Below are 12,829 nucleotides of genomic sequence, written 5' to 3'. Positions count from 1 at the left end.
GATCAATGCTGAGGCTTGCAGGCCGTTGTGTTGATCAGCCGGGTCAACTCGCGAGCGCGGTCGTCCTGATCAACTCGCGAACCTCCACGACGTCCATGCGGGTCGGCGCGCCCAGGATCGACGTGCCGCAGCTCTCCGGGCGGGGCGGCGCGGACGCGCCCTGGGCCACGACGACCCGCCAGCGGCGCCCGTCCGCGTGCGTGACGGTCACCTCCCAGCGGGGGGCCGCACCGTCCGTCCGTACGACACTCAGCGCGTCCGCGGCGTACACGCGCGCGTGCGAGCGCACCGCGAGCTCGGCCGCCTGGCCCGGACGCTCCCAGGCGGAACTGCCACGGCAGCCCTCCACGACGACCCGCCCCTCCTGGACGCCGTGCAGGACGTCCTTGACGGCGTGCGCCTCGGCGCGGCCGTACGCGTAGCCGTAGGGCAGGACGAGCAGCGTGGGCGAGAAGCGATGACCACCCAGATGGGTGACCTCCCAGACGCCTTCCACGCCGGACGCGGCGAGTTCGGCCGCGAGCGGGCGGCCCAGCAGGGCGCAGCAGCGGTCCCGCTTGCCGTTGGTGCACACGAGCGCGAGCGGATCGCCCGCGTGCGGCCGCGCGGCGAGCACCGCGTCGAAGCTCTGGTGCTCGCCCCGGCCGAGCGCGGCGAAGTCAAGGTCGAGCAGCTCCCTCGGATCGCGGGTCGTGGCGGAGTGCAGCCACACCGCGCCGGGCACGGTGTGGGCCGCGTAGACCTGCCGGATGGCGGGCGTGCCGCAGTCGGCGTGCCGTCCGGGGCGGCGGATGAGCGCGATGCGGACGCCCGTGCCCTTCGCGGCAGCCTCCAGGGCGCGGCCGAGTGCCGGATCGAGGTGGCTCGACGTGAGCGCCTTGGCGCCCCAGGGACCGGACTGCTCCAGCAGCAGCCAGGTCCGCGCGGTGGCCGCGGTTCCCGCAAGGGGCTCTTCGAGATCCCGGGACGCGGTTGAGCACGTACTCACAGAGGTGAGCCTAACCTGACTTGCCCCGTGGTGACTTCCTGGCCGGGCCGTGTCCTACTCCGGCAGGGGCTGAGGCGGCTTCGGGCCTACGTAGTGTCCGCTCGGGCGCATGCGCAGCGGGCGTTCGCCGTACTCCTCCAGGGCGTGCGCGATCCACCCGGCCGTACGGGCCACGGCGAAGATCGTCTCGCCCGCAGAGGACGGCATGCCGCTGGACGCGGTGAACACGGCGAGGGCCAGGTCGACGTTGGCGTGCAGCGGGGTGTGGCGGGCCGTGGTGGCCACGATGTCGCGGGCCGCGGCCAGGGCGGGGGCCGCGTGGGGGAGCTCCTCCAGGAGGCGGAACAGGACACGCGCGCGTGGATCCTCGCCCTGGTAGAGCCGGTGGCCGAGTCCCGGAATACGGCGGCCCGCGCGCAGTTCCTCCGCGATCGGGGGAGCCGCGTCGCCCTGGTCGAGGACGTCGAGCAGCAGCCGGTGGGCGTGGCTGCTGGCGGCTCCGTGCAATGGGCCTTCGAGCACGCCGAGTCCGGCGGAGACGGCCGCGTAGGCGTGCGCGCGGGCCGACGCTGCGACGCGTACGGCGAGGGTCGAGGCGGCCAGGTCGTGGTCGACCAGGAGGGCGAGGGCGGTGTCCAGGACGCGCAGTGAGGCCTCGTCGGGTTCCTGTCCGCTCAGCCGCGCCCACAGCCGGTGGGCGAGCGGGCCCTCGTCGCGGCGGCCGCCGCGGGCCGGGAGGGCGGCGACGAGGGAGGGGATGAGGATGCGCGCGGTGCCGAGCACGGCGTCCTCGGAGAGGTCGAAGCGCAGCGGGTCCGCCACCGCGGCGGCGATCGCCGCGACCCGCAACCGGTCGGTGGGGCCGGCGTGTTCGGGCAGCGCGTCGACCGCGTGGCGGGCCACGGTGACCGAGGACTTCGGTGCGGTGAAGGTGACGCCGGGGTGGAGTGTGCCGGTCCACAGCCACTCGGCGACCTCTTCGTACGAGTGCCGCGTGGCCAGCTCGGTGGCGTCGACTCCCCGGAAGTAGTACCGGTCCTGCTCGATGAGGGTGATGCGGGTCCGGACGGACAGCTCACCGCCCGACGCCGGACTGCCGCTGCTCTCCCGCCTGTTGCGCCGAGCGAGCGCGGCGACCTCGTCGGCGTCGAAGGTGCTGCCCCGGCCGCCGGGCACGCGCCGGCTGCTGAGCTGACCGCGGCTCACGTACGCGTACACGGTCTCGGGTTTCACGCCCAGCAGTTCGGCGGCTTCCTTGGTGGTCAGCCGTTGCTCGGCGGGACCGGGGGAGGGCTCTTGATCGCGCATGGGGTCACCGTATCGGCATCACGACGTATGGATTGAATGCATTGATCAAATCAATATTGACAGGGGATGAGTCAAGCATGGACAGTCGAATCAAGTCCAGGGAGGAATCATGTCCGTCAACAGGTCAGCAGCCGCCACCGTCGACGTACCGCGGGGGCTCGCGGGTGTCGTCGTCACCGACACGGAGATAGGCGACGTCCGGGGGCTCGAAGGCTTCTACCACTATCGCCAGTACTCGGCCGTCGAACTCGCGCAGACCCGCGGCTTCGAGGACGTCTGGCATCTCCTGGTCCACGGCGAACTGCCGGACGCGGCACAGCGGTCGGCGTTCGCCGCCGAGACGGCCGCGCTGCGGCGGCTGCCCGACGAGGTGCGGGCGGCGCTGCCCGCGATCGCGGCGGCGAGCGGAGGTTCCGGCCCGCTGGCCGGCATGCGCACCGCGCTCTCGCTGCTCGGCGCGGCCAAGGGTTTCCGGCCGGTGTACGACATCGACGCGGACGAGCGTCGCCGGGACACCCTCGTGGCGGCCGCGGCCGTACCGACCCTGCTCATGGCGCTGCACCGGCTGGATCAGGGCCTCGACCCGGTCGAACCCCGCGACGACCTCTCCTATGCGGCCAACTACCTCTACATGCTGACCGGTTCGGAGCCGGGCGCGCGACAGGCGCGGGCGGTCGAGCAGTACCTGATCTCAACCATTGATCACGGCTTCAATGCATCAACCTTCACGGCGCGGGTGATCGCGTCGACCGGGGCGGACGTGGCCGCGTGTCTCGTCGGGGCCGTGGGGGCGCTGTCCGGGCCGCTGCACGGGGGTGCGCCGAGCCGGGCGCTGGACACGCTGGACGCGATCGGCACGCCGGACCGCATTGACGCATGGATCCGCGAGCGGGTCCTGTCCGGTGACCGGATCATGGGCTTCGGTCACGCCGTCTACCGTACGGAGGACCCCCGCTCGCGCATGCTCCGTGAGGTGGCCGAGAGCTTCGGCGGTCCGCGAGTGGCGTTCGCGGTGGAGGTCGAGCGCCAGGTGGAGGCGATCCTGGCGGAACTGAAACCCGGCCGGGAACTGCACACGAACGTCGAGTTCTACGCGGGCGTCGTCATGGAACTCTGCGGCCTGCCACGCGAGATGTTCACGCCGACCTTCGCGGCGGCGCGGGTGGTGGGCTGGAGCGCGAACATTTTGGAACAGGCGGAGGACCGGAAGATCATCAGGCCGGTGGCGCGGTATGTGGGGCCGGGGGCGCCGGTGGCGGTGCCGGCCTGAGGAACGCGTGTGGCCTGGTGCCGTTCTGGCGCCAGGCCTCATCGGTGGTGGTCGAGCAGAGACGGGGTGCCGAGCTGCTCGCGGCAGGTGCCCGGCGCGGAGCGTTGTCGCGTGCGGCCGGGGGGCTGGGACGGGACGGAGCTGGGGTGGAGACGTGCCCGTGGGAGAGGTCAGGCGTCGGGGATGTCCGCCTTGGCGCGGATCAGGGTCTCCCGGCTCACGACGACAATGCGTTCGTAGTCGGCTCGGGAGGCGTCCGAAGGAAGCTCACGCTCCAGCGCCTCGGTGGCCTCGGTGCCGATGACGGCGAAGTTTCCGTCGCTCAGTTCGAAGACGTCCGGGCAGTTCGCTCCTGAGGCACTGCCACGGGCACTTGGAGGCACACCGATGCGGCGCACGATCTTCAAGGGGTACCGGTCCTTACACACGATCTGGGCAGAGTGGTGGGCAGCACGTTACTGGGATTGCTGATGCACGTGCGTCTGCATCGACGAAAGTCACCCGAACCACGCTGCTGGTGCCCCTGAGTTGACCGGTGTGCCCTGGCTCCGGAAGATCAATCGGACGGCGGGTCGCCCACCACCCACCACTCGTCCGTGTCGGCCTCGTCGAGTTCCTTGATGAGCCTGTCGACCATGCGTCCGAGCCGTGCCTCGTCGGACACCGCCTTCAGCGTCGCGCGCTGCCCCTTGGAGGCTTGCCAGTACTCGCGCATCAAAGGGTTCTGGAACAGCTCGCGAGCATGCCCGTAGAACTGCTCCTGGTCGAGGATGCCCGCCCGATAGAGGTGGTAGAGGTTGATGTACCAGGCGTTGGCGTAGAGGTACTGCCGCCGTTTCGCCTCCGGGATTCTCGAGTCGTAGGTGTCGATCACCGCGGCCAGCGACGGATCGTCGATCGCCCTGGACAGCAACTCCCAGTGCATGCGCTGCTGGTGCGCCAGGGCCCTGCGCCGGGCCGCCCGCTCCTCCAGTTCCAGCCGCTTCGTCTGCAGCCGTTCCGCCTCGATGCGCCGTCGGCCTGCGGCCAGGGCCATCCCGGTGGTGGCGAGCAGCAGGCTGGCCGCGGCGAAGCCGAGCCTCCCCGCGGCGTTCTTCCGTGTGGCCATGTCAACTACCCCCGATCAGGCGGCCGTCCGCCGGTCGTCGGGGTGCGGGTCGACTGATGGGGACCGGCGAGCGGTGGGCGGCGCTTGCCGTCTCCCAGGGTGCCGAGCGGCTCTGATCGGCGGGGAGGCGGAGAGGAGGCGCACGGAGGGAAGCGAGGGTCGCACACTCCGGCGCCTTGCCCAACGTCTGCCCCGCAAGTGCTGCTAACAATCGTTCACTTCGCAGTGATTATTCCGGCTCGTATCCTGGTTCGGCATTCAAATCTCGTACGTGCGCCGCAGCCGCGATCCGGCGCACAAGGAAGCGCGGAAGAGGTCGCACGTTGAGCCAGCCGAGCCACAGCCGTCGGCAGATCCCGGTCGTCGTCCTCGCCGGATTCCTCGGTTCCGGCAAGACCACGCTCCTCAACCACCTCCTCCACCGCAGCGGCGGCAGCCGTATCGGCGCCATCGTCAACGACTTCGGTGCCATCGAGATCGATGCGATGGCGGTGGCCGGGGCGCTCGGCGACTCCACCGTCTCCCTCGGCAACGGATGCCTGTGCTGCGCCGTCGACGTCAGCGAACTCGACGTCTATCTCGACAAGCTCGCCCGGCCCGACGTCGGCATCGACGTGATCGTCATCGAGGCGAGTGGCCTTGCGGAGCCTGAAGAGCTCGTGCGGATGGTGCTGGCCAGCGAGCAGCCGGACATCGTCTACGGCGGTCTCGTCGAGGTCGTCGACGCCGCAGAGTTCGACGACACGCGCGCGAAGCATCCCGGGATCGACCGCCATCTCGCCCTCGCCGACCTCGTCGTCGTCAACAAGGTGGACCGGGCCGGGGGTGGGGAGGCGGTTCTCGGGGTTGTGCGGTCCCTTGTCGACCGTGCCGCTGTCGTACCCGCCACCTACGGACGTATCGACCCCGAGTTCCTCTTCGACTGCCGGCCCGCCGAGGAGCGCATCGGGCAGCTCTCCTTCGACGACCTGCACGATCACATCGCCGACGGCCATGATCACACCGCGGACGGACACGCGGCCCATCTGCACAGCGCGTACGACAGCCTGTCCTTCAGCTCCGACGTGCCCATGGACCCGCGTCGCCTGATGGCCTTCCTCGACAGCCGTCCCGAGGGGCTCTACCGGATCAAGGGATGCGTCGACTTCGGCGCGTACGACGCCCGGAACCGTTACGCCGTGCATGCCGTGGGCCGCTTCCTGCGGTTCTACCCGGAGGCCTGGACGGCCGGCGACCCGCGGCTCACTCAGCTCGTCCTCATCGGCTCCGGCATCGATTCCGCCGCCCTCGGCAAGGAGCTGGAGGCGTGCAGGAGCGACGCCCCGCACACCGCCGACGAGCACGGCATGTGGGGCGTCCTGCGCTACGTACGGGAGCCGGATGACGTCGAGGTCGAGGACCCGTCGGCCTAGACCGGACCCGCCACCACCGCCACCGTCTTCGGCAGCGACACGCCCGAGCCGTCGCGGCGCGGGTCGATCTCGGGGAGGTCGGCCGGGGTGCCGTTCTTCTGCGCCGCCTTCGCCGGGACCGTGCCCGCCCAGGCCAGGGAGAGGCAGTCCTCGCCCTTGAGGAACCGCTGGCAGCGGACGCCGCCGGTGGCCCGGCCCTTGCGCGGGTACTGGTCGAACGGGGTCAGCTTGGCCGTCGTCTGGACCGAGTCGTCGAGCGTGCCGCGCGAGCCCGCGACCGTGAACACGACAGCGTCGGCCGCCGGGTCCACCGCCGTGAAGGAGATGACCTTCGCGCCGTCCGTGAGCTTGATGCCGGCCATGCCGCCCGCCGGGCGTCCCTGCGGGCGCACCTGCGAGGCCTGGTAGCGCAGCAGCTGCGCGTCGTCCGTGATGAAGACCAGGTCCTCCTCGCCGGTGCTCAGCTCGACCGCGCCGACGATCCGGTCGCCCTCCTTGAGCGTGATGACCTCCAACTCCTCCTTGTTGGACGGGTAGTCGGGCACCACACGCTTGACCACGCCCTGCTCGGTGCCGAGCGCGAGGCCGGGGGAGGACTCGTCGAGGGTGGTCAGGCAGACCACCGTCTCGTCGTCCTCCAGGGAGAGGAACTCGGAGATGGGTGCTCCGCCGGACAGGTTCGGTGCCGACGCCGTCTCCGGGAGCTGCGGGAGGTCGACGACGTTGATCCGCAGGAGGCGGCCGGACGACGTCACGGCGCCGATCTCGCCGCGCGCCGTCGCCGGGACCGCCGAGACGATCACGTCGTGCTTCACGCGCCGGGCGTCGGCGTCCTCCGGGAAGGGCTCGCCGTTCGACGTACGCGCCAGCAGGCCCGTCGAGGACAGCAGCACCCGGCACGGGTCGTCCGCGACCTGCAGCGGTACGGCGGCCGCCGGGGCGCCGGACGCCTCCAGCAGGACCGTGCGCCGCTCGGTGCCGAACTTCTTGGCCACCGCGGCCAGTTCGGTCGAGACCAGCTTGCGCAGCTCGGTGTCCGAGTCCAGGATCCGGGTCAGCTCGGCGATCTCCGCGTTGAGCTTCTCCTTCTCCGACTCCAGCTCGATGCGGTCGTACTTGGTGAGACGGCGCAGCGGGGTGTCGAGGATGTACTGGGTCTGGATCTCCGACAGGGAGAAGCGCTCCATCAGGCGCTCCTTCGCCTGCGCGCTGTTCTCGCTGGAGCGGATCAGACGGATGACCTCGTCGATGTCGACGAGGGCGGTCAGCAGGCCCTCCACCAGGTGCAGGCGGTCGCGGCGTTTGGTGCGGCGGAACTCGCTGCGGCGCCGCACGACCTCGAAGCGGTGGTCGAGGTAGACCTCCAGGAGCTCCTTGAGGCCGAGGGTGAGCGGCTGGCCGTCCACCAGCGCGACGTTGTTGATGCCGAAGGACTCCTCCATCGGCGTCAGCTTGTACAGCTGCTCCAGGACGGCCTCCGGCACGAAGCCGTTCTTGATCTCGATGACCAGGCGCAGGCCGTGCTCGCGGTCGGTGAGGTCCTTGACGTCGGCGATGCCCTGGATCTTCTTCGAACCGACCAGGTCCTTGATCTTGGCGATGACCTTCTCCGGGCCGACCGTGAAGGGCAGCTCGGTGACGACCAGGCCCTTGCGGCGGGCGGTGACGGTCTCGATCTCGACCGTGGCGCGCATCTTGAAGGTGCCGCGGCCCGTCTCGTACGCGTCCCGGATGCCGGAGAGTCCGACGATACGGCCGCCGGTGGGCAGGTCGGGGCCGGGGACGTACTTCATCAGCGTTTCCAGATCCGCGTTCGGATAGCGGATCAGATGGCGGGCGGCCGCGATGACCTCGCCGAGGTTGTGCGGGGGCATGTTGGTCGCCATGCCGACCGCGATGCCCGACGAGCCGTTCACCAGCAGGTTCGGGAAGGCGGCCGGGAGGGCGACCGGCTCCTGCTCCTGGCCGTCGTAGTTGGGCGCGAAGTCGACCGTGTCCTCGTCGATCGACTCCGTCATCAGGCTGGTCGCCTGGGCCTGGCGGCACTCGGTGTACCGCATGGCGGCGGGCGGGTCGTCGTTGCCCAGCGAACCGAAGTTGCCGTGGCCGTCCACCAGCGGGACACGCATCGAGAAGGGCTGGGCCATGCGCACCAGGGCGTCGTAGATCGACGCGTCGCCATGGGGGTGCAACTTACCCATGACCTCGCCGACCACGCGCGCGCACTTCACATAGCCGCGCTCGGGGCGCAGGCCCATCTCGTTCATCTGGTAGACGATGCGCCGGTGCACCGGCTTGAGGCCGTCGCGGGCGTCGGGCAGGGCGCGGGAGTAGATGACCGAGTACGCGTACTCGAGGAAGGAGCCCTGCATCTCGTCGACGACGTCGATGTCGAGGATGCGCTCCTCGAACGAGTCGTCGGGCGGCGGGGTCTTCGTGCTGCGGCGGGCCATCGCTGCCGGCTCCTCTTTTCTGGTCGCTCGCCTTCGGGACGCGCCCCTTCGGCTCACTACTTGCTGAAGCGTGAACGGGATCTGACGCGAACCATTGTGGACCGCGGCACTGACAACACGGACGAGGACCGGGCGTGAGCCCTCCCGTCCAGCGTGCCCGCAGGCTACGCGATCCGCTGTGGGCGTACGTCCCGCGGGAACTTCGCCGACGGTCCGCACGCTTGCATACAGTGGCAGGACCGGCAGGAAAACAGCGGTTTCAACCACCGCATCCGCGAGGCGAAGGGACGTACATGCCCATGGCTCACACGGCCACAGACCAGGCAGGCACCGGGGGCCTGACAGCGACCGAGCACCGCCTGGCCAACGGGCTGCGCGTGGTGCTCTCCGAGGACCACCTGACCCCGGTCGCGGCGGTGTGCCTCTGGTACGACGTCGGCTCGCGGCACGAAGTCAAGGGACGTACCGGCCTTGCTCACCTCTTCGAGCACCTGATGTTCCAGGGCTCCGGCCAGGTCAAGGGCAACGGCCACTTCGAGCTGGTGCAGGGCGCCGGCGGCTCGCTCAACGGCACCACCAGCTTCGAGCGCACCAACTACTTCGAGACCATGCCCGCCCACCAGCTGGAGCTCGCCCTCTGGCTGGAGGCCGACCGCATGGGCTCCCTGCTGGCCGCCCTGGACGACGAGTCCATGGAGAACCAGCGGGACGTCGTGAAGAACGAGCGCAGGCAGCGTTACGACAACGTCCCGTACGGCACCGCGTTCGAGAAGCTCACCGCCCTCGCCTACCCGGAGGGCCACCCCTACCACCACACCCCGATCGGCTCGATGGCCGATCTGGACGCGGCGACCCTGGAGGACGCGCGCGCGTTCTTCCGCACCTACTACGCGCCGAACAACGCCGTCCTGTCGGTGGTCGGCGACATCGACCCGGAGCAGACCCTGGCCTGGGTGGAGAAGTACTTCGGCTCCATCGCCTCGCACGACGGCAAGCCCGCGCCCCGCGACGGCTCGCTCCCGGACACCATCGGCGAGCAGCTGCGCGAGGTCGTCGAGGAGGAGGTCCCCGCGCGCGCGTTGATGGCCGCCTACCGGCTCCCGCACGACGGCACGCGCGCGTGCGACGCGGCCGACCTGGCGCTCACCGTCCTCGGCGGCGGCGAGTCCTCCCGCCTCTACAACCGCCTGGTCCGGCGCGACCGTACGGCCGTCGCGGCCGGCTTCGGCCTGTTGCGCCTGGCCGGCGCGCCCTCGCTGGGCTGGCTGGACGTGAAGACCTCCGGTGACGTCGAGGTGCCGGTCATCGAGGCCGCCATCGACGAGGAGCTCGCCCGGTTCGCCGAAGAGGGCCCCACGGCCGAGGAAATGGAGCGCGCCCAGGCCCAGTTGGAGCGCGAGTGGCTCGACCGGCTCGGCACGGTCGCGGGCCGCGCCGACGAACTGTGCCGGTTCGCCGTCCTGTTCGGCGATCCGCAGCTCGCCCTGACCGCCGTGCAGCGCGTCCTCGAGGTGACGCCGGAGGAGGTCCAGGAGGTCGCCAAGGCCCGCCTGCGGCCCGACAACCGCGCGGTGCTCGTCTACGAGCCCGTCTCCCCGGAGGCCGCCGAGGACGCGGATCCCCCCGAAGACCCCGAGGCCGAGGCCACGGTCGAAGCCGGCGACGAGAACGAGGAGGCGGCCAAGTGACCGAGCTCGCCACGATGCAGTTCCACCCGCAGCCCCAGGCGGGCGAGGCCAAGCCGTGGGCGTTCCCGGCGCCCACGCGCGGGGCGCTCGGCAACGGCCTGACGGTCCTGCGCTGCCACCGCCCCGGCCAGCAGGTCGTCGCCGTCGAGGTGCTCCTGGACGCGCCCCTGGAGGCCGAGCCGGCCGACTACGAAGGTGTCGCCACGATCATGGCGCGCGCCTTCTCCGAGGGCACCGACAAGCACTCCGCGGAGGAGTTCGCCGCCGAGCTGGAGCGCTGCGGCGCGACCCTCGACGCGCACGCCGACCACCCCGGCGTCCGCCTCAGCCTGGAGGTCCCGGCCTCCCGCCTGGCCAAGGCGCTCGGTCTGCTCGCCGACGCCCTCAGGGCGCCCGCGTTCGCCGACAGCGAGGTCGAGCGGCTGGTCCGCAACCGCCTCGACGAGATCCCGCACGAGCTGGCCAACCCCTCCCGCCGGGCCGCCAAGGAGCTCTCCCGGCAGCTGTTCCCGGCGACCTCGCGCATGTCGCGCCCGCGCCAGGGCACCGAGGAGACCGTCGAGAAGATCGACGCGGCGGCCGTACGCGCCTTCTACGACCGCCATGTCCGGCCCGCCACCGCCACCGCGGTGGTCGTCGGCGACCTCACGGGCATCGACCTGGACGCGCTGCTCGGCGAGACCCTGGGCGCCTGGACCGGCTCCACCGCCGAGCCCCGCCCGGTGCCGCCGGTCACCGCCGACGACACCGGCCGCGTGATCATCGTCGACCGTCCCGGCGCCGTCCAGACGCAGCTGCTCATCGGCCGCGTCGGCGCCGACCGGCACGACCGCGTGTGGCCCGCGCAGGTCCTCGGCACGTACTGCCTCGGCGGCACCCTCACCTCCCGCCTGGACCGCGTCCTGCGCGAGGAGAAGGGCTACACCTACGGTGTGCGGGCGTTCGGCCAGGTGCTGCGCTCCGCCCCGGACGGCACGGGCGCCTCGATGCTCGCCATCAGCGGCTCCGTCGACACCCCGAACACCGGCCCGGCGCTGGACGACCTCTGGAAGGTGCTGCGCACCCTCGCCGAGGGCGGCCTCACCGACGCCGAGCGGGACGTCGCCGTGCAGAACCTCGTCGGAGTCGCGCCGCTGAAGTACGAGACCGCGGCGGCCGTCGCGAGCACGCTGGCCGACCAGGTCGAGCAGCACCTGCCCGACGACTACCAGGCGACGCTGTACCGGCAGCTGGCCGCGACCGGCACCGTGGAGGCCACCGCGGCGGCCGTGAGCGCCTTCCCGGTGGACCGTCTGGTGACCGTCCTCGTCGGCGACGCGGCGCAGATCAAGGCGCCCGTGGAGGCCCTCGGCATCGGAGAAGTGACCGTGGTGTCCGCCGAGTAGCGGCACGCGCGCCTGGAGAGGCCCTGGTGACTGATGCGTCACCAGGGCCCTCCTATGTCCGAATTGGTGCGGAATCGAAGGAGAGTTGCCTGTCTGCCCTGTGGGATGCGCTACAAACACCGTGATCCGTTTGGGGATTGAAAGTCGGCCCGCTTAGCGTCGTCCGGGCTGTCCGTCAGGCACCGCGCCGCGTCCGCGGCACCGGACAGTCATCGCCGAGTCCCCGTACGGCGCGAGCCAGGGGAGCCGGGGACCCATCGCAGTCCCTGGGGTGAATCGGACGCCCGCGCGTGCAGCGAGGGGGTCCGTAGGAGACCTTCCTGCTCCGAACCCGTCAGCTAACCCGGTAGGCGAGAAGGAAGGAAAGGATCAGCCAGTACATGGCGTTCATGTGCGCCACCGGGAAGCACCGCCGTCCCGGCAAGCTCAAGCGCTCCACCGTCCAGGCGGCCGGCGTCGCCGCCCTCGCCACCACCGGTGTCATCGGCACCCTCGCGGCTCCCGCGCTCGCCGCGGAGAACTCGGTCGAGAGCACGGTCGAGCAGACCGGCCTCAACCCCGTCATCGCCATCGGCGACTCCATAGCCGACAAGATCGACGCCCAGGCCGACGCGCAGAAGCAGGCCGCCGAGGAGGCCGCCCGCAAGAAGGCCGCCGCCGAAGCCGCGCGCAAGAAGGCCGCCGCCAAGGCCAAGGCGGAGCGCGAGGCCAAGGAGCGCGCCGCCCGCGCGGCCGAGCGCAAGCGCCTCAACACCTTCGTCGCGCCGATCGCCAACTCCTATGTCTCCACGGGCTACAAGGCCAGCAGTTCGCTGTGGTCCTCCGGCAGCCACACGGGCATCGACTTCCACGCGGCCAGCGGTACGTCCGTGCACGCGGTCGGCTCCGGCACGGTCGTCGAGGCCGGGTGGGGCGGCTCCTACGGCAACAACATCGTGATCAAGATGAGCGACGGCACGTACACCCAGTACGGCCACCTGTCGTCCATCGGCGTCTCGGTGGGGCAGAAGGTCACCCCGGGCCAGCAGATCGGCCTCTCCGGCGCGACCGGCAACGTCACCGGACCGCACCTGCACTTCGAGGCCCGTACGACCCCCGACTACGGCTCGGACATCGATCCGGTCGCCTATCTGCGCTCGCACGGCGTGAACGTCTGACGACGGACCGCGAGATCTTCCGGAACCCCGGCTCCACGAGCCGGGGTTTCGTCGTTTCCG

At 70.9% G+C, this 12,829-nt stretch carries 10 protein-coding genes and 1 riboswitch; of the genes, 5 read left to right on the top strand and 5 right to left on the bottom strand.

Translation table 11 applies throughout. From position 1 onward, the window contains the following. Positions 1-43: 43 nt before the first annotated feature. Together MQP27_RS12265 and MQP27_RS12260 are read right to left on the bottom strand one after the other, a co-directional pair. Positions 44-988: a ferredoxin family protein gene (locus MQP27_RS12265; RefSeq protein WP_242764873.1), complete on the bottom strand. Its 945-nt coding sequence runs from the start codon at positions 986-988 to the stop codon at positions 44-46. A gap of 54 nt (positions 989-1,042) precedes the next feature. Beyond that, a complete protein-coding gene (locus tag MQP27_RS12260) occupies positions 1,043-2,296 on the bottom strand; it encodes a citrate synthase (protein ID WP_242764871.1) in 1,254 nt (417 codons plus the stop codon). A 109-nt stretch (positions 2,297-2,405) separates the two neighbouring features. On the opposite strand from MQP27_RS12260, the gene MQP27_RS12255 reads away from it, so the two are divergent. Continuing rightward, on the top strand, positions 2,406-3,566 hold the full coding sequence (locus MQP27_RS12255) for a citrate synthase/methylcitrate synthase (RefSeq protein WP_242764869.1): 1,161 nt from the start codon (positions 2,406-2,408) through the stop codon (positions 3,564-3,566). 170 nt (positions 3,567-3,736) lie between these two features. Here MQP27_RS12255 and MQP27_RS12250 read toward each other — a convergent pair whose 3' ends face one another. Continuing rightward, on the bottom strand, positions 3,737-3,973 hold the full coding sequence (locus MQP27_RS12250; RefSeq protein ID WP_242764867.1) for a hypothetical protein: 237 nt from the start codon (positions 3,971-3,973) through the stop codon (positions 3,737-3,739). A 149-nt stretch (positions 3,974-4,122) separates the two neighbouring features. Then, positions 4,123-4,674: a DUF6082 family protein gene (locus MQP27_RS12245; RefSeq protein WP_242764865.1), complete on the bottom strand. Its 552-nt coding sequence runs from the start codon at positions 4,672-4,674 to the stop codon at positions 4,123-4,125. A 323-nt stretch (positions 4,675-4,997) separates the two neighbouring features. Between MQP27_RS12245 and MQP27_RS12240 the strand changes: the two genes are divergently transcribed. Then, positions 4,998-6,086 carry a CobW family GTP-binding protein gene (locus MQP27_RS12240; RefSeq protein WP_242764863.1) on the top strand — a complete coding sequence of 363 codons (1,089 nt, stop codon included), beginning with the start codon at positions 4,998-5,000 and terminating at the stop codon, positions 6,084-6,086. On the opposite strand, the gene MQP27_RS12235 is transcribed toward MQP27_RS12240, so the two are convergent. Further along, positions 6,083-8,539, bottom strand: coding sequence for a DNA gyrase/topoisomerase IV subunit A (locus tag MQP27_RS12235; RefSeq protein WP_242764861.1), 2,457 nt, complete (start codon positions 8,537-8,539; stop codon positions 6,083-6,085). The genes MQP27_RS12240 and MQP27_RS12235 overlap by 4 nt on opposite strands. Positions 8,540-8,832: 293 nt before the next feature. Between MQP27_RS12235 and MQP27_RS12230 the strand changes: the two genes are divergently transcribed. The 3 genes from MQP27_RS12230 to MQP27_RS12220 all read left to right on the top strand — a co-directional run bounded on the left by MQP27_RS12230 (position 8,833) and on the right by MQP27_RS12220 (position 12,769). Continuing rightward, positions 8,833-10,227, top strand: a complete 1,395-nt coding sequence (locus MQP27_RS12230; RefSeq protein ID WP_242764859.1) for a M16 family metallopeptidase — start codon at positions 8,833-8,835, stop codon at positions 10,225-10,227. Further along, the gene (locus MQP27_RS12225) at positions 10,224-11,612 is read left to right on the top strand and encodes a M16 family metallopeptidase (RefSeq protein WP_242764857.1); all 1,389 of its coding nucleotides are present in this window, start codon (positions 10,224-10,226) and stop codon (positions 11,610-11,612) included. Before MQP27_RS12230 ends, MQP27_RS12225 begins: the two co-directional genes overlap by 4 nt. 203 nt (positions 11,613-11,815) lie before the next feature. Continuing rightward, positions 11,816-11,979, top strand: a riboswitch (cyclic di-AMP (ydaO/yuaA leader). A gap of 13 nt (positions 11,980-11,992) precedes the next feature. Then, entirely contained in the window at positions 11,993-12,769 is a 777-nt protein-coding gene (locus MQP27_RS12220) for a M23 family metallopeptidase (protein ID WP_242764855.1), read from the top strand. Positions 12,770-12,829: the final 60 nt, after the last annotated feature.

The organism is Streptomyces cylindrosporus, assembly GCF_022698165.1.
Lineage (GTDB): Bacteria > Actinomycetota > Actinomycetes > Streptomycetales > Streptomycetaceae > Streptomyces > Streptomyces cylindrosporus.
Note: the sequence above shows the minus strand (reverse complement) of the source record. Positions and strands in the feature narration are given on the sequence as shown.

Coding starts and splice junctions, on each gene's coding strand:
- MQP27_RS12230 (WP_242764859.1), top strand. CDS start 8,833: ATGCCCATGGCTCACACGGCCACAGACCAGGCAGGCACCGGGGGCCTG.
- MQP27_RS12235 (WP_242764861.1), bottom strand. CDS start 8,539: ATGGCCCGCCGCAGCACGAAGACCCCGCCGCCCGACGACTCGTTCGAG.
- MQP27_RS12260 (WP_242764871.1), bottom strand. CDS start 2,296: ATGCGCGATCAAGAGCCCTCCCCCGGTCCCGCCGAGCAACGGCTGACC.
- MQP27_RS12255 (WP_242764869.1), top strand. CDS start 2,406: ATGTCCGTCAACAGGTCAGCAGCCGCCACCGTCGACGTACCGCGGGGG.
- MQP27_RS12220 (WP_242764855.1), top strand. CDS start 11,993: ATGGCGTTCATGTGCGCCACCGGGAAGCACCGCCGTCCCGGCAAGCTC.
- MQP27_RS12245 (WP_242764865.1), bottom strand. CDS start 4,674: ATGGCCACACGGAAGAACGCCGCGGGGAGGCTCGGCTTCGCCGCGGCC.